We start from the raw sequence: 22,118 nt of genomic DNA, 5'->3' as shown, positions 1-22,118 counted from the left end.
ATTATTTCTACTCCCTAAACGTGTCCATCAAGCTTGCGTCAATTGCCTGATAGAAGCTACCAGTTTGTCGAGATCCCCCAGGCTGGTGTACAGATGTGGTGTCACCCTGACTATGTCATGACCATCCAGATCGCGCGTGACGGTGAATATCTTATGTTCACGCATGAGGTAATCAACGATGGCATGACCAGAATTGCCAGCGATACCAAAACCGGCAATCGCGCAGGAACGCTGCGGGTCAGTTGGAGTAAATATACGTACATCGGGCAAGCCACGCACCTGATTGAGCCAGTATTGCGTCAGATAACGCAGGCGCGCTTCCTTGTTGGCAGAACCTATGGACTCGTGAAATCGCAGTGCATCCAGCACCGTCAGGACATTCGCGGGCGGTACCGTCCCCACTTGGGTGAATTTGAAAATCTCATTGTCAGCAAACTTGACATTGCCAAACAGTGGCGCAATCTCAGCCACCCGGTTCTTGCGTATATACAGCATGCCCACACCCAGCGGCACCCCCAGCCATTTATGCAAATTCACCGCCACAAAATCTGCCCCCAGCTCAGTCATGCGGTAGTCCAGATGAGCAAAGGAATGCGCAGCATCAACCATGACATCAACACCGTGACGTTTGGCCATGGCAGTGATTTTGGCGACGGGCATGATCTGCCCTGTCCTGTGCACGATATGCGTGACCAGTATCAGTTTGGTCCTCGGCGTAATCGCCTGTTCATACTGCGCCACTATGTCTTCATCGCTGACAGGGTCAAACGGCAATTGCAAATGCCGCAGTTGTATCTGCTTGCGCTGTTCCAGCATGAGCAGAGTATCGATGACAAGATCGTAATCATGGGTAGCAAGGATGACTTCATCACCAGCCTGCAAGGGATAACCCTGCAATAAAATATTCATGCCCTCGATCAGATTGCGGGTCAGCACCAGCTCACCCTCATCCACCCCACAAAAATCCTTGAGCTCCTGCATGACTTGCACAAACAGAGGCGCATAACGCACCCGCAGGAAATACGAAGTCTCGGCATTCACCTGGGCTTGATAACGCTGGAAAGCCTCAAACACAGGCTGTGCCTGCACACCGAAATAGCCATTTTCCAGGTTGATGAAATCGGGTGAGACTGTGTACAGTTCACGGATGCCTGACCAGTAGGCCTCATCATCTGCAGCGATACTTTTTAATTGACTCGACAAAAGCAACTCCTTCAATTTTTTTGATTTGTGTAAATCTTCCGCAACATTCTATATGCAGAGGCCAGTGCGCATGAAAAGTTCCTCCATATGCTCAAATCCTGTAATGTGTTGGTCATAATTGCCGAGTTTGATGTCCAAGCTGCGTGTTTCTTGCATTCTGCGTATAGCTCCTCTAGCATGGCATGGTTAACTTTTACGCATGCGCCATGTCTGCTCTGCCTGAACTGAATGAACTGGAACGCATTATCGCCCTTGGCCGCGGACAGCTGGAGGTTGAGGTCTTGTGCGAGGTCGAGGTCAGGCACAGGCAATTCCCGGTATATAAACTGGCGCTGGGCAATTCTGATACCAGCCTGCCTGCCATTGGTTTTTTTGGCGGCATACACGGGCTGGAGCGTATAGGTACGCAAGTCTTGCTGACTTTCCTGCGTGGCCTGCTGACACGGCTGTCCTGGGACAAGAGCCTGCAACATATGTTGCAGGATGTGCGTCTGGTATTTATGCCATTGGTTAATCCTGGCGGCATGTGGCAGGCGACGCGTTGCAACCCGAATGGTGTTGACCTGATGCGCAATGCGCCTGTAGATGCGGACGACAAAGTCCCTTTTCTGCTCGGTGGTCATCGCTATAGTCCGCGCCTGCCCTGGTATCGAGGTGCTGCCGGGGCGGAGATGGAAGCAGAAAATCTGGCACTATGCAGTACCGTGCAACAAGAGTTATTAGCGCGCCCATTCAGCATGGCGATAGATTGTCATTCCGGCTTTGGCTTGCGTGACCGCGTCTGGTTCCCTCATGCACATAGTGTGCACCCCATAGATCATCTGGCTGACATACTGGCGCTGGAAGAATTGTTCCAGCAAACCCACCCCAATCATTCCTACCTGTTTGAACCCCAGAGCCTGCAATACCGTACCCATGGCGATGTCTGGGATTATCTGTATTTGCAAGCTCAACAGGACAGCAGCAGGACCTTTTTACCACTGACGCTGGAAATGGGTTCATGGTTATGGGTCAAGAAAAACCCGCGCCAGTTATTCTCACGGCATGGCATGTTCAACCCGGTGGCAGAACACCGCCTGCATCGCGTCTTGCGCAGGCATAATTCCTGGCTGGATTTTCTGATGCGTGCTACCTGCGGCCATGCACAATGGCTGGCCCAGGGCCCTACCCGTTTGCGTCTGCAAGAGCGTGCCGTGGCACGCTGGTATAGACCATGACGACTTGGGTGCTATTGCGCGGCCTGATGCGCGAAAGCCGGCACTGGGGAGATTTTCCTGCGCGCTTCCAGCAAGCGGTGGGGGCTGAACGCGTGTTGTGCCTGGACTTTCCCGGCAATGGACAATTGCATGCCGGGCATAGCCTGACCACAGTAGCAGCGATGGCAGATCATTGCCACGGTCAATTACAGGTCCTGGGTGTAGCAGAACCTGTGCATGTACTGGCAGTTTCGCTAGGGGCGATGGTGGCACTGGCCTGGGCCGATCAATACCCGGATGATATGCAGCGCATGGTGCTGATCAATACCAGCGTCGCGCCGCATAATCCTTTTTTTCATAGACTGAAACCAGTAAATTATCCTGCCCTGATTACCACCATGTTATTCGGTTCGAGTATGCAGCGCGAACAATTGATACTGCGTATCACCAGCAATTTGAACACGACGGTGCAGGCCAGAGAAATCGTCGCACGCTGGGCAGCGTATGCGCAGGATAGCCCTATCAGCACCGGCAATATCCTGCGCCAGTTGCTGGCCGCCATGCGTTTTCGTGCGCCACCGTATTCGGGCAAAGTCCCACTACTCTTGCTGGCGGGTAAACATGACAGACTGGTCAATGCAGCTTGCTCACGCAAGCTGGCAGATTTATGGGCGTGCCCCCTGTATTTGCATCCCACTGCAGGTCATGATTTGCCGCTGGATGATGCGGACTGGGTGATAGAGCATGTATTGAACTGGCAGGTGAATACTAATGTTGCGCCAGTTCTGCAATCAGAAAATCAATAAATACCCTGACGCGCAAAGGCAGGTGACGGTCACGCGGGTAGAGTAATGAAAATGGCCGGGTGCGCCCTTTGAATTCCTGCAGCACCTCTACCATGCGCCCTGTCCGTAAGTCCTCTTCCACCATGAAACGTGAAGATTGCAGCAAACCTGCGCCATGTCTTGCCAGGGTGATGATGCCCAGCAAATCTTCTGAACAGGTGAGACCACCGCTGGTGGGCCAGTCTATATCCTCACCATCACGCCTGAATATCCAGACGATATTTTGCCCTGCACTGGGCAAGACAAATTGCAGACATTCATGCCTGTCCAGGTCTTCCAGCCTGGTTGGCACACCAAAGCGCTGCAAGTATTCTGGAGAGGCGCAGACCACGATCGCTGTATCTTCAAGACGGCGCGCGATCATGCCTGAGTCTGGCGGGTTACGGCCGCGTATGACCAGGTCAAAACCATCGGCAGTCAGATCAACATTGCGGTTACTGAGCTGTAAATCCAGCTTAACCAGTGGGTACATCTGGCGAAATTTTGCCAGCAAGGGCAGCACCCGGTAATGCCCATAAGGCGTAGGCATGCTGATGCGCACCAGACCTGCCGGTTGCATTTGCTGGCCAGATACTTCACGCTCGGCATCTACCAACTGATTTAGCGCCTGGCGGCATTGTACAAAATAGGCACGCCCGGCCTCCGTCAGGCGCAATTGCCGTGTGGTGCGGACAAACAGGCGCACGCCTATGCGCTCTTCCAGCCGGGCGATGGAGCGACTGACGGCTGCTGGCGTCAGCCCTGCTGCATTGGCCGCATCCTTGAAACTTTCCAGCTCAGCTGCCATGCAAAACAATTCTATGCTGCCCAGTAATACATCCGCAAATTGTCGATTCACATTACACCATGTAATTTATAAAGTAACTTTCGCCTAGTTTATCAACTATTTAGTTTGGCATAGTATGCCGTCATGCCCTGCCATCCTGACAGAGCAATTAGTCAAATTTATGGAAAAAACATGAAACTCTATTTCTCCCCAGGTGCCTGCTCCTTGTCCCCCCATATCATCCTGCGTGAGGCGGGACTGGCTTTCACGCTGAAAAAAGTCGATACCTCCACCCACAAAACCGTGGATGGACTGGATTTTTTTAGCATCAATCCCAAGGGCCAGGTGCCAACCATGGAAATGGATGACGGCCAGATATTGACCGAAGGCTCCATCATTGCCCAGTACATCGCTGAACGTGCAGAAAACCGGGAGCTGTTGCCAGCATCCGGCATGGCACGCTATCGCGTACTTGAATGGCAAAACTACATCACCTCAGAATTGCACAAATCCTTCGCTCCACTGTTTGACCCCGCCATGAATGCCGAAGGCAAGACCCTGATCGCAGGTTTGTTGCGCAAGAAATTTGCCTGGATTAACAGTCGCCTGGAAGGTCAAACCTATCTGACTGGCGATACTTTCACAGTCGCCGACGCCTATCTGTTCACCGTCAGTGGCTGGAGCAAATATGTGAATCTGGATATCAGCGATTTTGCCCACCTGCAAAACTTCCTCGCCCGCGTCAAGACCAGGCCGCATGTACAAGCTGCACTGAAAGCAGAAGGACTGCCTGCCTGACCCCTGCCCGGCAAGAAATCGTAAAACGGCAGACAATACGGTAGCTCATTGATGACGCTACCGTATTCACATTTAGAAAGGCAAAAATGGACACCGCTTACCCCGACATCATCGCCATGCTGAATCAGTATTTCGATGGCATACACCATAGTGACACCAGCATACTGTCCAAGGTATTCCACCCGGAAGCCCATTACTACTGCGCCACCGAAGGTCAGCTACTGCACCTGGACATGCAGCAATACTTCCCCGTCGTCGACAAACGCCCCTCCCCCGCCAGCAAAAATGAAAAACGCCGCGACCGCATCGTCTCCCTGGAAATGGCAGGCCCCGTCACCGCCTTCGCTCGCGTCGAATGCGCAATTGCCAATAAGTTTTTTACTGATTTTTTAACGCTGGTGAAACTGGATGGCAGGTGGCAGATTGTGAGTAAGGTGTTTCATTTTGAGTTGATGGATGCTTGAAAGAGAAAGTGAGCCGTTTTAGGGCAATATGAAACCAGGTCGCATTGACGTTGCTTTTGAATTTGGGGCTGGTTTTGACGTTGTTTTTGATTTTTTGCAGTTCCCATGTGTAGACGCCGTTTGTGCTGTACAGAAAATAGATTTAGAAGGACCGCTGTTTGAGGTGCAGCAGGGGTTTCGTGCAGCACTGCTGCGCGCCTGCGTAACGGCAGGCGCATGCTCCTAAGGGCAAGGCCGCAGGCGAGTTTCGGGCCTTCCCATTTTTTGTACTGCACAAATGGGAACCCCGCAGGGGCGGCTACGCCGGGGTCGCCTTTTTGGCATACCTTTTTGGCGAACGGCGTGTCAAGGTATGTAGCCGCCGGTCTACCACCGGCCTGCAATCTTAAATGACGTGTACATGCATTTGAAAATCAAAGACTTGCGCAATACGAATCAAACATTAGACGCTGCAACAGTATGCGACGAACGCCGCTGGATTCCAGCTAACCCCATGCTGGAGCGCCAGCCCGGTGGAATGACGTTAATCAGGGTTTCGGTAATCAAAGACTCACAACTCGATTAGCTTCTTGCAGAGTTTGGCTGAAACGTCGAATCGGTGGACTAATGTCAACAGCTCAAAGAAATCACGTTATCGAGATTATCGCCATTTGTAGGAAAACCACCCAAGAAAAGCCCACTCCAAGATTTTTCAGATAATAAGTTGTACACTATGCCACACCAGAGTCAACAAGCAGACCCATAGACAAGCTCCGCATAAAGGCGGGCTGAAAGCAAGGCCGTATTGAGTATCAAGCACAGACCAGAACAATGCTGGCCTGCCGATTGAATTTCTTAGCCCCAAAACCATGCCCGAATCCAATAGCCTGGCTAACACGGCCAACAGCGTCGCCAATGCGCGCACCACCGCACCCCACATCATCCGCGAGCTGGAAAATGGCTTACTCGCCGACGCCGCTCACACCTCACCCAAGTATTTTTATGATGCCGTAGGCTCGGTTTTGTTTGAAGCCATTTGCGTACTGCCGGAATATTATCCCACCCGCACAGAAGCAGAAATTTTCACCCAGCACATGGGCGACATGGCACGTGTCATCGGCGTAGGTGGCAGCCTGATCGACCTGGGTGCCGGCAATTGCGCCAAGGCAGCGCGGCTGTTCCCGGTATTGCATCCAGACCAGTATGTGCCGATTGATATTTCTGTCAGTCATTTGCAGGATGCAGTACGTCGCTTACAGCAACGTTTTCCGCATATAGAGATGACAGCATTGGGGCTGGATCTGGCACAGGACTGGAAACTGCCAGCGGAAGTCAGGCGCGACAAACGCTTGTTCTTTTATCCGGGTTCATCAATAGGCAATTTTGAACCGGAAGAAGCACTGGCATTCTTGTGCCATCTACGCGCTGCTTGTGACAGCGATGCAGGCATATTGATAGGTGTGGATTTAATCAAGGACAAGTCCTTGCTGGATGCGGCCTATGCCGATAGTCTGGGTGTCACTGCAGCGTTTAATCTGAATCTGTTACGCCACATCAATCATTTGCTGCATACTGATTTTGATGTACGTCAATGGCAGCATGAAGCTTTTTTCAATACCGAAAAATCCCGCATAGAAATGCATTTGCGCGCCAGGGAAAATATCCAGGTCAGCTGGCCAGGCGGGCAAAGAAATTTTATCAAGGGTGAACACATACACACAGAAAACAGCTATAAATACAGCATACAGGGCTTTAATGCCTTGCTAGCCGATGCTGGTTTTTCCCATAGCTGTCACTGGACGGACAAAAATGAATGGTTCGCCGTTATCCATGCCAAAGCTGCTTAACTCCCTGCCGAAGCAAACCATGCAAGAAGCAGGCATAGTTGAGCGCTGGCAAGAAATCCGGCTACGCTCAGTTGCTATTGCCTCCGCCTTGTCTGCCGAAGATTGCATGGCCCAGTCCATGCCAGATGCCAGCCCCATCAAATGGCATCTGGCACATACGACCTGGTTTTTCGAGACCTTCATCCTTGAGCAGTTTGAAACCGACTTCCTGGCTTTTCATACTGACTTCAGGGTACTCTTCAACTCCTATTACAACGGCGTCGGTGACAAACACCCGCGCCCGCAACGCGGCTTGCTGACGCGGCCATCGCTGGACACCGTGCTGGCTTACAGGCGCAATGTGGATGAACGCATGCTGCGCTGCCAGGACAAGCTCAGTGATGCCCGCTTTGCTTCTCTGCTGGAACTGGGCATGCAACATGAGCAGCAACATCAGGAATTGATGCTGACTGATATCAAACATTTGCTGTCATGCAATCCCATATTTCCTGCGCTATATCCTGCAAACGAGATGCGCAAACCCCTGCCGGTTTCGCAAACCCTGGGCTGGCAAAGCTACGATGCCTGCCTGTGTGAAATTGGCCACGATGGCAAGGGCTTTGCCTTTGATAATGAAGGACCAAGGCACCGGCAGTTCCTCGAGCCTTTCCAGCTTGCGACCCGCCTCATCAGCAATGCCGAATACCTGGAATTCATAGAAGATGGCGGTTACCAAAACTCTACACTGTGGCTGGCCGAAGGCTGGGACTGGGTCAGGCAACAAGACCTGAGGCATCCACTATACTGGCGCTATGACTTCCAGCAAGGTTGGCAAGAATTTGGCTTATATGGCTTGCTACCGCTGAATCCACAGCAGGCGCTTGGTCATATCTCTTATTTCGAGGCCAGCGCCTTTGCGACTTGGGCCGGGGCACGCCTGCCCACTGAAACTGAATGGGAATATGCAGCACAGCAACATGAACTGGAAGGTCAGCTCAGCCAGTTGTTCGGCCATGGCTGGCAATGGACCAGTAGCAGTTATAGCCCCTATCCCGGCTTTGTCCCGGCGGCAGGCGCAGTGGGTGAGTACAATGGCAAATTCATGGTCAACCAATATGTCTTGCGCGGCTCTTCTGCCTACACCCCGACAGGCCATAGCCGCAACACTTACCGGAATTTTTTCCCGACAAGCGCACGCTGGCAATTGACTAGCCTGCGTCTGGCCCGTTCATTAGCGCAAGAAGATTAGGAAGATATATGCCCACCGCCCACTGGAAAGGTGCCTTGTTGGCCCAGGCTAGCGCAACTGAAGTTGAAAACATCGAGGGGAATATTTATTTCCCCATGAACCGGGTCAATCAGGAATACCTGTGCGAAAGCGAAAAGCACACGCTCTGCCCATGGAAGGGCACGGCCAGTTACTACGATGTTGTCGTCAATGGCGAAGTCAATACTGATGCTGCCTGGATTTATCCCTCCCCCAAGGATGCAGCAAAACAGATCGCCGGTTTTGTCGCATTTTGGCGCGGAATTGAAGTCTTGCCTTGAAGATCAAAGCAAGATTGGTTTCCAACAAAACCAGTCTCAAGGAAAAGCTGGTATATGCGGCTCCACCCCGCCATAACGAAAGCCGGGATGCCTGCTGGCCATCATCTCTTCTGTCTGTTTTACCTTGCTCAGCGGCACATCAACGATGAGCAAAACTTGCCCATCTTCAATTTCTTTTTCAAAAGCCTTCAGGCGAGAATTGGGAATGGCCGCTGCGGCCATTCCTGATACCCAGGAGCCAAATACGGCACCACCAAATGCGGCCACCAGCAAGGCGATGGTACGCATTTCCAGCCCCTCAGGCGGGAAAATCAATAACAAACTCCCCGCCAATAAACCAGTAGCAGCTCCAACGACCATGCCTAGTTCCATGCCATGGATGAGATCAGTTTTCTGGAAAAAATTGGCTTCCGGCATGTCATTTGGCAAACTGTCTTTCGCCAGAAAATGGATATATTTTTCTTCTATGCGCGCCAGCAATAATTCATCAAGCATGGCCCTGGCAGCGGGTACATCGGGAAGCATGAAATAAAGACGACGGCGCATAATGGCCTCCTGTAAAGTTTTTCAGGAGGCCGCAATGAAACCTTAGGGTCAAAGCAAGAGCAGGATGCTAGGCCTCCTGCTTAGTTATAGCAAAGATGGGGGAAAGGTCAAAGCCTATCACCCATTTCCCCCCACTTCTCATCGCATTTTAACCGAATCAGCCCAGACGCTTGGCCGCCAAGGCATTACCAGCACGGCTGACCGCCTTACGCCCCAGATGGGCAGATATAAATTGACCTGCATCCACTACAGCATTTAAGTCTATACCAGTTTGTATGCCCAGGCCCTGCATGAGGAAAAGCACATCTTCCGTCGATACATTGCCAGTTGCACCTTTGGCATACGGGCAGCCACCGAGGCCGGCAACGGATGAATGGAAAATGGAAATGCCGACTTCCAGACTTGCATAGATATTCGCCAGCGCCTGACCATAGGTGTCGTGGAAATGGCCAGACAGAGCAGCCACAGGAAAATCTTGCGCTACCCGCTGCATGACGTTTTGCACTTGCCGGGCAGTGCCCACGCCTATGGTGTCAGCGATATCGATCTCATCGCAACCCAGGTCACGCAAACGCTGCACCACATCAGAGACGCTATCAACGGCCACCTCACCCTGATAAGGGCAGCCGAAAGCGCAGGAGATACTGCCACGCAAGCGTATCTTGTTTTCTTTCGCCGCTTCGGCCACTTCGCGGAAACGTTCTATCGACTCTGCAATCGAGCAATTGATATTCTTTTGCGCAAAGGCTTCCGAAGCTGAGCTGAAAATCACCACTTCATCGGCACCGGCTGCCAGTGCGGCCTCAAAGCCTTTCATATTTGGCGTCAATACCGAATAGATGACACCAGGCTTGCGCGTGATGCCTGCCATGACCTCGGCCGAAGTCGCCATTTGCGGCACCCATTTGGGTGAAACAAAAGAAGCCGCTTCTATGTTGGCAAAACCAGCGGCAGTCAGTTGGTTCACCAGCGCTATCTTGACGTCTGCGGGTATGCTTTCTTTCTCGTTTTGCAAGCCATCACGCGGACCGACTTCAACGATTTTAACTTGCTTGGGTAATGATGCGTTCATCTTGTTTTTCCGTGGGAGGCAATTGCATCATTTTACCCCCAAGCGGGCTAAAGCCTGAACCTCCCTCGTATTTCTACCTGAGTCGCTAGCCGATTCGTTAAATCTTTAAACAACATGCAATACCGCAACTCCCAACTTGTCAAAATGAGGATCCAGCCTGTCAGCCAGTTGTGGCAAGTTATAGCTGGGTACCTGTGGATACAAATGGTGTTCAAGATGATAAGAAAGATTGAACAGCAAGGCAGGGATGATCTTGCCCCGCAAGGTCCTGGCTTGACCCAGTATGCTGCTGTCAGGCTTAAAGTGCGGCAACCAGGCGGTGGTGACTGGATACAGGCAAGTGCCTATATACATGAATACGCAGTAAATCAGAGGCGCGGCAGTCCAGGGCAGCACAAGTAGCGCCAGCACAATACCCAGGATGGCAGCATACAGTTCGGCCAGCATCCAACGCTTTTGTACTGGATTTTTAGCCAGCCGGTAGGCATGCAACCAGTGGCGTACTATGTAGCTAGGCCCGGCTTTCAGCGCCCCCAGCAAGCTCAGATGCGCAGGGCTGCCTTCAAAATCATCATGTTCCAGACAATGGCTATGGTGATGCAGGTGAGCCTGGCGAAAGGCATGACCACTTTCCAGCAGCAAGATACTCATGGCAAACAAAACCCACTCTATGCTGCGTGGCTTGAAACCGGCAGCGCCATGCAATACATCATGTGTGAAAGTCACCGAGACCAGAAAGTGCACGACGAAAACCAGCGGCAGCAAAAGGTAAATCTGCATTGAGAAAACTGTGGCATAGACAGCCAGGGTCAGCAAGGGCAGCGCTGGCCAGATCAGGCGCTGCAGTTTACTCGCATCCAGCAAATCCAGGCCCAGGCTACTCAGATTAGGCAAACCAGCTTGACGGCGATTAAGCTGGCCGGTGGCCGTTTGCTGATGGGATGTAATTGAACTGCGGCGGGCAGCAGTGAATACTGCGTCAGTCAAAATAACACTATGGTTCATGTTACTACTCCAGATCAGGCGCGCAGCAAGTTACTAAAGAAAAAGAAGAAGTAGAAGCACACGATCAAACCTGCATCCAGATGCTTGATACCCCTGCGCTGCAAGGCATAAGCAATAGCCCTCTTCAAATGCTGCACAAAAGAAACTGGCATCCTTAGCGATGGGTAAAACATGAGTAATGTCAGCCATCCGGCACCAGGAATGAGCAGCAATAGCAACACAGAGATAGCCTGGGCCAGGCGGTAGCCAGTCAACAGGAACTCATTGCGCGGGCTTAAGGGATGCAAACGGAAACCCAGCACATGCATGGAAAACGTGAATTTTTGATTTTTGACTTTAGGGATGCCAAACAAAATCAAGGACAATATTCCATGAGCAAGTAAAAGGCCAAAGTCCACCAGCAAGGCCAGGCTCAAGTCTGCCCGTATAAAAAATTGCACTACCGGTGTGATGACCATGGCACAGGCCAGGACACGATTGAACCTGAGCCAGTTGGCCCTGGTCAGCAAAGTGGAATGGGTGAAGCTGGAGGTAGATGAGCTCATGATTTTTCGCTGTGCTTGCTTGTTTCTGTTTTTTTGAGTGGCAGGTATGAAAACTGCCTATCTCCTTATTCGCAAGCCGCGTGCCAGTCAGTAGTTTTCATAAGCCCTTGTTTTTTAAGGAAATTCAATTTATGCCTCAGCAGAACTGTAAGCTTGCTATATAGTTGACTGAAATTTGCTATCAAGATGGTTAACAGTTACCGGCCATGAATGCCTACGGACTTTATTTTTTCTCGCTCACCTTGCAGGGCATCATCAGCCCCTTGCTGGCTATCTGGCTGTGGGTCAAGGCGGGGCAACAGCCAGGCATGAAGGCGCTGGCGCTGTTTTGCGTGAGCATAGGTCTGTGGGCAACCGGGCAACTGGCCATCAATCTGGGCGATGCCAGGATCAGTGAACTGGGCAAGATACTGGTCAATACCGGCCCTGTGAATGCCGTGTTCTTCCTGCATTTTGTATTGCGCTTTTTGGGCCGCTTGCGGCCTGCACATATCATTGCCTGGTATGTAGCAGCGCTCATACTCATGCTGGGCATTGCCATCTTAGATATGGGCAGCCTCTTGCCCTGGCTGGAATTCCAGCGTTATTACGTGTTTCCAGCCTGGGGTTGGATACCCGGCATTTTTGTCAGCAGCCTGAGTACCTGGGCTTACCTGCTCTTGCTAATGGCATGGCCTGCCGCAGCACCCAAGAAGCGCGGGCAAATCCTGGCAGTTTGCCTGGCCGGGGTCTGGGGTTCAGCTTCTACGCTGATGTTTTTGAATGCCTCGTTTGGCATAGCCATCTTCCCCTACAGCGTGATCTTGCTGCCGTTTTATGCGGTCTTGCTGGTGCTCGGTATCTTGCGTTATGACATGATGGCTGTGAACCTTTGGGCCAACCGTTTCCTGGCCTGGCTGGCCCTGAGTCTGCTAACAGTAGCCATTGCAGGCCTGGTGCTGAGCCTGGTGGCGCAAACCGGCTTTAGCCCACTGGCGGCCCTGCCGCTGTGGCAGTTATGGCTTTTGGGTACAGGCATGCTGCTCACCATGCTGATACTGGAAAGACCCATGCGCAGCTTCATGGAGAAACTGATCTTCCCCGGTGCACATCTGGAAGCCAACGTCCTGAGCAACTGGCGCCTTCAACTGGAGGCAGCAGCTAGCTGGCAAGAACTGGCGGCAAGCGCCTCTGCATTACTGGAAACCCATTTGCGCCAGCCCATGCCTGTCTTGCTATTCCACGCTGGGGCCCCCGACAGCAACGCAGATGAGCAAACCTGCGTCATCTGTTACCGGCAGCAAGCACAGGCTACCCATGCAGAATGGCATTACGAATTGCGTCACTGGGAAGGCGCGACCCCCAGCGTGCAAAGAGTGGGTGCAGTATTCGGTGCCCTGCTGGCAGCAGCTGCCGGACGCCTCGATCAATTGCTGCGTTATGCCGAACAGGAAAAGCAGCGCCTGCAACAGGCACACCTGACTGAGTTGGGCGGGCTGGCCGCCACCGTCGCCCATGAATTGCGCAACCCCCTGAATATCATCAGCATGGCCGCCATCTCTTGCCCGCCAGAGGTGCGCAATGACATACGCGAGCAGATAGAAAGAGCCGATCATCTGATACAGGATTTGCTCAGTTATTCCGGTGAAGTGCGTCTGAATTGCCAGCCTGTGGATATGGCAGAACTGATTGATAACATCGTGGCGCAATTACGCCCTACTGCCATGGCGAATGGCGTACAAATCAGCAGCGACATTGAGGAAAATTTACGCGGCCATATAGACCGCATGCGCGCTGAGCAAATCCTCAACAACCTCCTCAACAACGCACTGGCGATGTTACGCGGCAGACCAGATGCCCGCATTCATATCGCAACGGCTACAGACCAGCAGATGCTGAGGTTGCGCATCTGTGATAACGGTCCCGGCATACCAGCAGAACAGAAAGCCGATTTGTTCCAGGCTTTCAAGAGCCGCCGCGCCGGTGGTACAGGCCTGGGCCTGGCGATAGTGCGCAGGCTGGTGGAGGCCCATGGCGGCAGTGTTGCGCTGATCATTTATCCCGGCTGGAATTGCTGTTTCGAACTTTATCTCCCCAAATCACCATGACACCATGAGCATGCAAACTATTTTACTGGTTGATGATGAGCCAGCCTTTCAACGTCTGTGTGGAAACTGGCTGGCCAGCCTCGGTTATATCGTCAAGGTCGCGGCCACGGCAGAACAGGTGCATGCCTTGCTGGCGGAGAACAGCTTTGATCTGGTCTTGCTGGACCTGGCCTTGCCACCTAGTTTCACACCCGATGAAGGCCTGGCCCTGCTGCCTGCGTTTGCACCTGTCCCTGTGGTCGTCATGACTGGTCATGCTGACCGCGAACTGGCGCTGCGTGCTATCAGCCTTGGAGCCTGGGATTTTTTACCCAAGCCACTTGATCCCGACATCTTGCGCGTCGTGGTAGATCGTGCGCTTAACAAAAGCCGCCTGGAACGAGAACTCGCACAATGGCGCGCCCGCGCCCTGCCAGACGATAACAGCATGGGCCTGATAGGCATCAGCGCCGAGCTGGCAGAACTGCGCTCGCTGATACGCCGCATTGCACCTACCGATGTACCAGTCATGATTACCGGCCCCAGCGGCACTGGCAAGGAGTTGGTGGCACGCGCCCTGCATGCCCAGGGCAAACGAGCAGGCAAAGCATTTATTGCAGTGCATTGCGGTGCCATACCTGCAGAATTATTCGAGAGTGAATTATTTGGTCACTGCAAAGGCAGTTTCACCGGTGCCGACCGCGACCGCAAGGGCCTGATTGCGGCGGCTGATGGCGGCACGCTATTCTTTGATGAAGTAGGTGAAATGCCCCTGCCCATGCAAGTCAAGTTATTGCGCTTTTTGCAGTCTGGCAGTTTCTTTCCTATAGGTGCACGCGCAGAGTTGCGTGTCGATGTACGCATAGTCGCGGCGACGAATCGTGATCTGGCTGTCATGGTCGAAGAAAAAAGTTTCAGGGATGATTTATATTACCGCCTCAAAGGCATACAAATGCGCACCCTGGCGCTGGCAGACAGGGCAGAAGATATTGCCTTGATAGCTCAGGCGATTGCAGCCAGATCAAGGCCGCCAAAACGCCTGACGGCTGCGGCACAGGAATGGCTGGTGTCCCATGCCTGGCCCGGTAATGTCAGGGAATTGCAGCATTGCCTGCAAACTGCGATGGCACTGGCGGGAGAGATGAATGAGATAGTAGTGGATGACCTGGCACTGGCCTGTGGCGAAGTCGCGAGCGAGACGCCTGTAGTGGATTCTGGTTTACTGGAAGAACAGGTGGCTGCGCTGGAAAAGCGCCTCATCGTCAGTGCACTCAATGACAACCAGCACAACCATACGCATGCAGCAAAACAACTGGGTATTTCACGCGTAGGCTTGCTCAACAAGATGCGCAGGTATGGTTTGCGTGAGTAAGCAACGCATGTCCACCTGTAGGAGCGGCTTCAGCCGCGAATCTTTGATCCAGAAAAAATGGCAATCACGGCACATCCTTCGCGGCTGAAGTCGCTCCTACGAAATTCAAATGCCTGGTTTCCCTGGTATTAATGCGCGGCTGCAAACAAGCGACTTAAATCCAGCACGGGTATGCTTTGCCCCTGTTGTTCAAAGCAGGAAATCGCCATGTCTTCCCAGCCTGTTTCATCAAGGCTGCTGGCCTGATTATCATCGACCAGCACACGCACTGGTGGTGCTGCCAGGTGGATGGCACCCAGGCCTGCACTATTACTGACCACATCATGAAACGCTACCAGCGCCAGGATATTGCCAGTGCAAGCCTGGCCACCCAGACGCAGAGGCAATTGCATGACAGGCACGGCACGTTTTTGCCAGAAAATCACTTCGCGCATATGGGCAGGCGCCAGCGGCACCTCAAAGCTGTCCTGGGCATCCATGATTTGTATCAGTTCACGCTGGCCTATGGCGACTTGCCTGCCGTCACCTACATCGAGCAACCACGCATTTGCACTGGACATGTCGGGCTCTCCTAATGGGCAGTATGAGTGGAAGTAACTTGTGCAAAGGCACCGTATTGCAATAAATGCCGGGCATCGCTGAGACAGGCCAGGCCATCTTCAAATGGCATGATGGCCTGTACTGGTGTATGGCCAGCGCGCATGGCAACAGGCAAGGCATAGTCAGCACCTGAGTGCTGGTTCAGCACCCGTACATCATCACAGAGCAAACCCAAAAAGCCCTTGCCAGTGGCCAGCATGACGCAGGCACGGCGGCTCGCCGGCATGGCAGCCAGCGCCTGCAACTCACCATCCAGACTCAACACTGGCCAGCTTTGCCCCAGGTAAGTGATGCGCCCTATGGCGGGTGCGATATCGTCCTGACTTTGCAAATCCACCACCGATTCGACTGCGCAGACATCGCCCTGTGGCAACATGAGCTGCAAGGCATCGATGCGCAGCAACAGGCGATTGCGTATTTCTGTACTCATACCAGGCATCTTCGCTCCCATGATCACACTCCAGTCAGGCGGTTGATATGCTGCAGCAAGGCATCTTCGCTGAAGGGTTTGACGAGGTAGGCATCCACTCCGGCTGCATCACCCTGCTGCCTGTGTTTTTGCGTAGAGCGTGAAGTGATCATGATGATAGGTATGTGTTTATCCAGCTTGCGGGCACGTACATGGCTGGTCAGTTCAAGACCGTTCATGCGTGGCATTTCCATGTCGACCAAAATCACATCAGGTGTCACATCGTCGAGGATGGCAACGGCATCCAGTCCGTCAATCGCGGTGCGTACTTCATAACCGGCATCACGCATGATTTGTGCCGTAGCACGGCGGGCTGACAGAGAGTCATCAACCACCAGTGCGGTGCGCACCTGCACAACCTGGTGATCAGCCTGTGCAGGCAGGCCAGTATAGGCATCACTCACATTGATATACTGCGGTGTTGATGAGCGCAATAATTCCGGCAAATCTATCACCGGCGCGACACTACCATCACCCAGGATGACTGCACCTATGGTGCCCTGGATTCTTGGAACATAGCGACCAAATTTCTTGACCACGACTTCACGGCCATCAACCAGTTCCTGCACTTGTATGGCACAAGTCGCCCCGGTGTCGGTGCTGACCAGCAAGACCGGGTAACCATAGCTGCGTATTTCTTTGCGCTGGTCTGGCATACCCAGCAAGCTGTCGAGCTTCAGCAATTTATGGACTGCATCACCAAAACGATACACCGGCTGGTCTGCCAGCATATCGATTTGTGCATCGGTGATGTAATGGATATCGATGATGCGACGGCTGGAGATGGCCATCATATGACCACTGACACGCGCCATCAGAGTGTGTTCAGACAAGAGGCTGGCTGGCAGGCGCAGTTCCACCATCAGACCCTGGCCTGCGACTGAGCGCAGGTTCAGTGAGCCCTTCATTTCCAGTATGCGCGCATGCACCATGTCCATGCCTATGCCACGGCCAGAAGTCTGGGTACTGCTTTCGCGGGTGGAAAAACCCGGCACCAGGATCAGCCTGGCCAATTCTTCTTCTGACAAGATTCGTTCAGCGCTGATCATCTTGCGTTTTAAGGCAGTGCGACGGATGGCGGCATAATCGAGACCTGCACCATCGTCCTTGCAACGCACGACTATGGAATTGCCTTCACGGGCAAAGCTCAGTTCTATTTGTCCCATGGTAGTTTTTTGCAAGCTCTGTCTATGCGCTACGCTTTCTATGCCATGGTCAATCGCATTCCGCAAAATATGCATGAGCGGATCGGTCAGATCATTGAGCATATTGCTATCGATATTGGTATTGGCACCCAATATGTTCAGGTTCACCTGTTTATCGAGCAAGCGGCAGGTCTGGCGCACACTGCGCTGCAGGCGCGAAACTATGGTAGTCACAGGCACCAGCCGCGTACGTATCACGGCATGCTGGTTTTCCATTTGTAGGCGACGCTGCACTTCCAGCAATTCTGCCAGGCCATGCAATTGTTCATCGATGTGGCTAGACATCTCGAAAGCATCGGTGCGTGCCTCTACCAATTGCGCGGTGATGGTGTGCAGCTCGCTGTAACGTTCAAATTCTAGCGGATCAAAGTCACCATCAGTAGTGCTGATGCTGGCTTTTTTCTGTGGGCTGCTCATGCCACGCACATCGACCAGGGTTTCCAGGTCGGCGATGAGTTTCTGGAACAGGATGTCTTGCTTTTGTATGGCCTTGGATTGTTTCTGGGTCTGCTTTAATTGCTCCTGGATTTGCGCATTCGAGATGACATTTTCACCTGCCAGGCGCAGCAATTCGTCAACCACTTTTGCTGGTACGCGCAGCATGGGTTCAGCCGCATGTGAGCCTGGCTCCACCAGATCGAGTACTGCTCCAGTAGACAAGGTCGCTGATGCAGTTGTACTTGCTTGACTGGCAGAAGTAATCTCAGGACGTGCAACAAACTCACCGCTGTGCATATACCTGACATAGTCACAGACTTGCTGCAAGACTTGCCGTGCCTGGGCTGGTGCAGCACCACCATCGACCACGGCTTCGGCCATGGCTTCCAGACAATCACCAGCTTCGGTCAATAATTCTGCCAGGGTCAGATCTGGCAAGCTTGCTTTATCACTGAGGGCAATCAGCAAATCTTCCAGATGATGGGTCAGATTGGCAATACCGGCGATACCCACGGTATTGGCCGCACCTTTCAGGGTATGCGCTGCACGCTTGGCTTGTTCTACATCTTGCATGCTGCCAGTGCCGCTGGAAAATTTTTCTATGGCACTGGTAAAGTTGCCTACCTGTATAGGCAGTTCCTGCAAGAGGCCGTCGAATAACTCAGTATTCAAATCATCGGGCCATAGTATGGAAACATCATTTTCTGTAATCGCGACTACGGCTTCTTCCTCACCATGATTTTCATCGATAAGCTCAATATTGATCAATTCAGAAAACAGGGATGCATGCTCTTCTGCCAGCGCAGTAGCCACCCATGCCTCATCCATCAGCAAGGCCAGCAATTCCAGCGCTGGCACCTCTTCTGTTGGAGTGTTCAGATAGGCTATCAGCCTGGCTGGCAATTCGCCCAATACATTTGCTTGCGAACTACTCAGAGTGGCTGCTTGCGCTCTCACCAGATCAGCCAATATCGATAAGAACTTATGCAGGGCTATCAGCCCTATGGATTCAGAAGTCGTCGCTATGCGCAACAAGGCTTCAACATAGTTTTGCAGGGCCAGGCTGTGCTGTTCATGGTCATCACCTGCGGCAATAACAGCCGCCAGGTCTTCTGCCAGCATCTCCGCCATCAGGCTGAATTCCCTGGCGAACAAGGCCAGCATATCGCTGCTGATTTCTTGCCTGGGTGGGTTAAATTCAGCTTCGTCGATATGCTGAAGTTCAGTATAAGTTGCTTCGGCTACAGTATCGCTGACGTTGTCAGCTTCTGTAACAAGCCCTGCAGCGGTTTCAGTCCTCGCTTCATTTTCTGTTACCGTCTCTGCGTCACTCCATACAGGATGGTAGATAACATCCAGCAAGCTTGCTGCCAGCTCAGGATTATCGGCATCAGCAATACTATCCATCAGCATCAGGGGGAAACGCTGCAAGATGCCCAGCTCTGTTTCGCTCAATGCATGGTCAGTTTCTGACCTGAGAGTAACGACATCGGCAAAGGCATGGCAGGCATCTGCCACTGCATGCATGGACAATTGCTGGGCACAGGTGGAAAACGCCTGTAATTGCGCGGCATAGCATTGCAGGGTAGCGGCATCAGTTTCGCCGCCCTGACCAAAATGTTCATCGGCTGCCAGGGTCATGACCAGGGCATCCAGGGCATCATGCAGGTCGGAAGATAAATTCTGTTCGGTAGCCTGTGGTTGCTCAACAGGCGAGGCAGCTTCAACAAATGCCGGGGTGGCTGCGGGCACCAAAAATAATGCGGGAGCGTCTTCCACTTCCTCTACCGGTGTCAGTGGATCGCTGTTCAGCAATTGTCGTAATTCACCGGAGTCAACATGGCTCAGGGGCAGGGGCCAGCTGGCGGTGGATAAATGATCTATCAGGGTTTCTATATTTTTATTGCCATGATTCAGGGCATGACTGGCCAAGAGATCTGGCCATTCGCTGAGCAGATAATATTCTGCTTCACTGAGACGTCGGTTCTGGTTATGCAGGCTGATGAGGTTGCGCTCTATCAGTGCACATACCCAGTGCAGGCCAGGCATGTCGGCGGCACTGGCTGCTGCGCGTATGCGACGCAGTTGCTCTATATAGCAGGCCAGGGCACGGGTGACTACCGCAACATCCGTTGAATGTGTGGCATCGGTTTCCAGGGCGTTGAATACCTCATCCAGGGCACCGAGGACGACATGGCTGAAATCTGTAGCATGGTTTTCTAGCTGTTCCATACTGCCTCAGATGGGTAAGTTGTAAGGTGAAAAGCCTGCGCATTTTTTTGCGCAGGCCGAAGCCGGTTGACAATCAAGCAGCCAGTTTGAACACACGCACAGTGGACAAGAGCATCCTGGCGTATTCCACCAGGTTGGTGGTTTGCGCTGATTGTTCATCGAGTTGCAAGCTGGTTTCCTGATTGGTTTTCTTGATCTGTATCGCTCTGTCCAGCAATTCCTGGCTGGCCTTGGCCTGACCATGGGATTTGATGGCAATTTGCTGTACCGATTCAACCAGCTCAGACGTGGCATTTTGCGTTGCCTGCATTTGCAGACCGGCCTGCTCTGCCAGACGGCTACCTTCTACCACCTGGGCAATTGCCGAGTTCATGGTGTTGACCGTATCTGAGGTTTCCAGCTGTATGTTATTGACCAGGCCAGAAATTTGCAACGTCGCTTGCCGCGCATTTTCTGCCAGCCTTTGCACCTCATCTGCAACCACCGCAAAACCACGACCTGCTTCACCGGCGGATGCCGCATGCATACTCGCATTCAAGGCCAGGATGTGGGTACGTTCAGCAATCGCATTAATCAGGCCGACCACGCCGGAAATTTCTTGTGAACGTTCACCCAGGCGTTTAATCCGTTTTTCTGTTTCGCGTATGATGTCGCGGGTACTGTTAATACCACCCACGGTGCTGTTGACCGTATCCATCGCCAGTTGTGTCGAGCGTATCGCATTGTCAGCAGCGCGGTTGCAGGTTTGTGCCAGGTCAGCAATATTGCGCATTTCTTCAGAAGCAGTAGACAGTGACAAAGTGGTATGTTCCACTTCCAGCCTTTCTTCTGCCGCCGCTGCCATCACATTATCAGACTGGGCTTTTACCTTCAGCGTAGCCTCGGTCACGTCGGCAGAAATATTACTTACATCACGCAGCACCTTGGCGGTTTCGCTGGTCAGCATGTTCAAGGCATCGGATACCGCACCAGTCACATCGGCAGATACCGGTACTTTGACTGTCAAATCCCTGCTCGCCAGTTGCGCCACCGCCTGCAACAGGACCAGTACGGATTCATTGAGTTTTTCATTTTCATCTTCTATGGATTTACGGCTGGCTTCACGTTCATCCACCATCTTGTCAAACTGGCGTGAGAGTTTGCCAATTTCATCCGGTTGATTGCTGCGCGCCCTGACTGTGGCATCGCCCTGTGTCAATTTCTGCATAACACCGATCAGATGCGATACCGGTTTGGTGATACTGCGCGTCATCCAGTAAGCAACACCGGCTGCCAGCAAGATGGACAAAACTGCCACCAGCGCCAAAATGTTTTTGGCATTCAGGTAAGTACTATCGGCGGCGGCACCATCCTTGTTCACCAGCTTGGTTTGGTAGTCAATCAGACTATCCATGGAGGTGAACCATTTTTCCTGGTCGGCTTGCAGATTACCCAGCAACCAGGCCGTCGCTTCCGTTTTTTTACCTTCAGTCGCCAGGCGCAGGAATTCCCTTTGTGAAGCACCGTATTTATTACGTGCCTCGGTAGCTATCTGGAAAATACTTTTTTCTTCATCGCTGACTATCAGTTTTTCAAAACCGGCGATATTGTCATCCTGGTTCTGTCTGCGTGACAAAATCAATTGCTGTTCTTTTTCAATTGCTGACTGTTCGTTCAGGAGCAGCATATTGCGCATGGAACGTGCATTGGCATTAACATTCCCCAACATCTTGTAAGCCAGCACCACCTTAGGATAGCTGCCATCCACAATACGGTGGGTACCATCATTGATGCTCTTCAAGTTGGACATCGCCAGCCAGGCCGTTACCGCCAACAGCAGCAACACCGCTGTAAATCCCAGACTGAGCCGGATACCAATATTCGGAGTACGTAATTTCATTTTGCTCTCCACAAGAAAAACATCAACAAAGACTGCTTGGTCAAATCAACAGAAGGGGATCAGC

At 52.5% G+C, this 22,118-nt stretch carries 20 protein-coding genes; 10 read left to right on the top strand and 10 right to left on the bottom strand.

All coding sequences use genetic code 11. The annotated features are described in order from the left end of the window. Positions 1 to 27: 27 nt before the first annotated feature. Positions 28 to 1,203, bottom strand: coding sequence for an aminotransferase class V-fold PLP-dependent enzyme (locus ACO0LC_RS20920; protein WP_423006693.1), 1,176 nt, complete (start codon positions 1,201 to 1,203; stop codon positions 28 to 30). A 206-nt stretch (positions 1,204 to 1,409) separates the two neighbouring features. Between ACO0LC_RS20920 and ACO0LC_RS20915 the strand changes: the two genes are divergently transcribed. Next, a complete protein-coding gene (locus ACO0LC_RS20915) occupies positions 1,410 to 2,420 on the top strand; it encodes a M14 family zinc carboxypeptidase (RefSeq protein ID WP_423006691.1) in 1,011 nt (336 codons plus the stop codon). Further along, the gene (locus ACO0LC_RS20910) at positions 2,417 to 3,205 is read left to right on the top strand and encodes an alpha/beta fold hydrolase (RefSeq protein ID WP_423006689.1); all 789 of its coding nucleotides are present in this window, start codon (positions 2,417 to 2,419) and stop codon (positions 3,203 to 3,205) included. The genes ACO0LC_RS20915 and ACO0LC_RS20910 overlap by 4 nt, the downstream gene beginning before the upstream one ends. On the opposite strand, the gene ACO0LC_RS20905 is transcribed toward ACO0LC_RS20910, so the two are convergent. Then, positions 3,168 to 4,082, bottom strand: a complete 915-nt coding sequence (locus ACO0LC_RS20905) for a LysR family transcriptional regulator (protein WP_423006687.1) — start codon at positions 4,080 to 4,082, stop codon at positions 3,168 to 3,170. The two genes, ACO0LC_RS20910 and ACO0LC_RS20905, sit on opposite strands and share 38 nt — an antisense overlap. A 120-nt stretch (positions 4,083 to 4,202) precedes the next feature. Between ACO0LC_RS20905 and gstA the strand changes: the two genes are divergently transcribed. From gstA to ACO0LC_RS20875, 6 genes are all read left to right on the top strand, one after another. Beyond that, complete coding sequence (gene gstA / locus ACO0LC_RS20900) at positions 4,203 to 4,808, top strand: glutathione transferase GstA (protein WP_423006685.1); 606 nt, start codon at positions 4,203 to 4,205, stop codon at positions 4,806 to 4,808. 86 nt (positions 4,809 to 4,894) lie between these two features. After that, positions 4,895 to 5,272: a nuclear transport factor 2 family protein gene (locus ACO0LC_RS20895; RefSeq protein WP_423006683.1), complete on the top strand. Its 378-nt coding sequence runs from the start codon at positions 4,895 to 4,897 to the stop codon at positions 5,270 to 5,272. 28 nt (positions 5,273 to 5,300) lie between these two features. Continuing rightward, positions 5,301 to 5,498, top strand: coding sequence for a hypothetical protein (locus ACO0LC_RS20890; protein WP_423006681.1), 198 nt, complete (start codon positions 5,301 to 5,303; stop codon positions 5,496 to 5,498). A gap of 622 nt (positions 5,499 to 6,120) precedes the next feature. Further along, entirely contained in the window at positions 6,121 to 7,098 is a 978-nt protein-coding gene (gene egtD / locus ACO0LC_RS20885; protein ID WP_423006679.1) for an L-histidine N(alpha)-methyltransferase, read from the top strand. Then, positions 7,082 to 8,326, top strand: a complete 1,245-nt coding sequence (gene egtB, locus ACO0LC_RS20880; protein WP_423006677.1) for an ergothioneine biosynthesis protein EgtB — start codon at positions 7,082 to 7,084, stop codon at positions 8,324 to 8,326. Before egtD ends, egtB begins: the two co-directional genes overlap by 17 nt. 8 nt (positions 8,327 to 8,334) lie before the next feature. Beyond that, positions 8,335 to 8,625, top strand: a complete 291-nt coding sequence (locus ACO0LC_RS20875; protein ID WP_423006675.1) for a DUF427 domain-containing protein — start codon at positions 8,335 to 8,337, stop codon at positions 8,623 to 8,625. A 36-nt stretch (positions 8,626 to 8,661) separates the two neighbouring features. Here ACO0LC_RS20875 and ACO0LC_RS20870 read toward each other — a convergent pair whose 3' ends face one another. The 4 genes from ACO0LC_RS20870 to ACO0LC_RS20855 all read right to left on the bottom strand — a co-directional run bounded on the left by ACO0LC_RS20870 (position 8,662) and on the right by ACO0LC_RS20855 (position 11,793). Further along, on the bottom strand, positions 8,662 to 9,171 hold the full coding sequence (locus tag ACO0LC_RS20870) for a DUF1269 domain-containing protein (RefSeq protein WP_423006673.1): 510 nt from the start codon (positions 9,169 to 9,171) through the stop codon (positions 8,662 to 8,664). A gap of 157 nt (positions 9,172 to 9,328) precedes the next feature. After that, complete coding sequence (locus ACO0LC_RS20865) at positions 9,329 to 10,243, bottom strand: hydroxymethylglutaryl-CoA lyase (RefSeq protein ID WP_423006671.1); 915 nt, start codon at positions 10,241 to 10,243, stop codon at positions 9,329 to 9,331. A gap of 105 nt (positions 10,244 to 10,348) precedes the next feature. Then, a complete protein-coding gene (locus ACO0LC_RS20860; RefSeq protein WP_423006669.1) occupies positions 10,349 to 11,248 on the bottom strand; it encodes a fatty acid desaturase family protein in 900 nt (299 codons plus the stop codon). 14 nt (positions 11,249 to 11,262) lie between these two features. Further along, positions 11,263 to 11,793, bottom strand: coding sequence for a hypothetical protein (locus ACO0LC_RS20855; RefSeq protein ID WP_423006667.1), 531 nt, complete (start codon positions 11,791 to 11,793; stop codon positions 11,263 to 11,265). A 206-nt stretch (positions 11,794 to 11,999) separates the two neighbouring features. Between ACO0LC_RS20855 and ACO0LC_RS20850 the strand changes: the two genes are divergently transcribed. Together ACO0LC_RS20850 and ACO0LC_RS20845 are read left to right on the top strand one after the other, a co-directional pair. Beyond that, positions 12,000 to 13,880: an ATP-binding protein gene (locus tag ACO0LC_RS20850; RefSeq protein WP_423006665.1), complete on the top strand. Its 1,881-nt coding sequence runs from the start codon at positions 12,000 to 12,002 to the stop codon at positions 13,878 to 13,880. 4 nt (positions 13,881 to 13,884) lie between these two features. After that, a complete protein-coding gene (locus tag ACO0LC_RS20845; RefSeq protein WP_423006663.1) occupies positions 13,885 to 15,231 on the top strand; it encodes a sigma-54-dependent transcriptional regulator in 1,347 nt (448 codons plus the stop codon). A gap of 128 nt (positions 15,232 to 15,359) precedes the next feature. Here the strand turns inward: ACO0LC_RS20845 and ACO0LC_RS20840 are convergent, their stop codons facing one another. The 4 genes from ACO0LC_RS20840 to ACO0LC_RS20825 form a co-directional block, all read right to left on the bottom strand. Continuing rightward, entirely contained in the window at positions 15,360 to 15,791 is a 432-nt protein-coding gene (locus ACO0LC_RS20840; RefSeq protein ID WP_423006661.1) for a chemotaxis protein CheW, read from the bottom strand. Positions 15,792 to 15,802: 11 nt separating this feature from the next. Beyond that, complete coding sequence (locus ACO0LC_RS20835) at positions 15,803 to 16,282, bottom strand: hypothetical protein (RefSeq protein ID WP_423006659.1); 480 nt, start codon at positions 16,280 to 16,282, stop codon at positions 15,803 to 15,805. Positions 16,283 to 16,284: 2 nt separating this feature from the next. After that, positions 16,285 to 20,175: a hybrid sensor histidine kinase/response regulator gene (locus tag ACO0LC_RS20830; RefSeq protein WP_423006657.1), complete on the bottom strand. Its 3,891-nt coding sequence runs from the start codon at positions 20,173 to 20,175 to the stop codon at positions 16,285 to 16,287. Positions 20,176 to 20,248: 73 nt separating this feature from the next. After that, positions 20,249 to 22,054 (bottom strand): methyl-accepting chemotaxis protein, encoded by a 1,806-nt coding sequence (locus tag ACO0LC_RS20825; protein WP_423006655.1) that lies wholly within the window; start codon positions 22,052 to 22,054, stop codon positions 20,249 to 20,251. Positions 22,055 to 22,118: the final 64 nt, after the last annotated feature.

Source organism: Undibacterium sp. JH2W, from assembly GCF_049340425.1.
Classification (GTDB): Bacteria; Pseudomonadota; Gammaproteobacteria; order Burkholderiales; family Burkholderiaceae_D; genus Undibacterium.
Note: the sequence above shows the minus strand (reverse complement) of the source record. Positions and strands in the feature narration are given on the sequence as shown.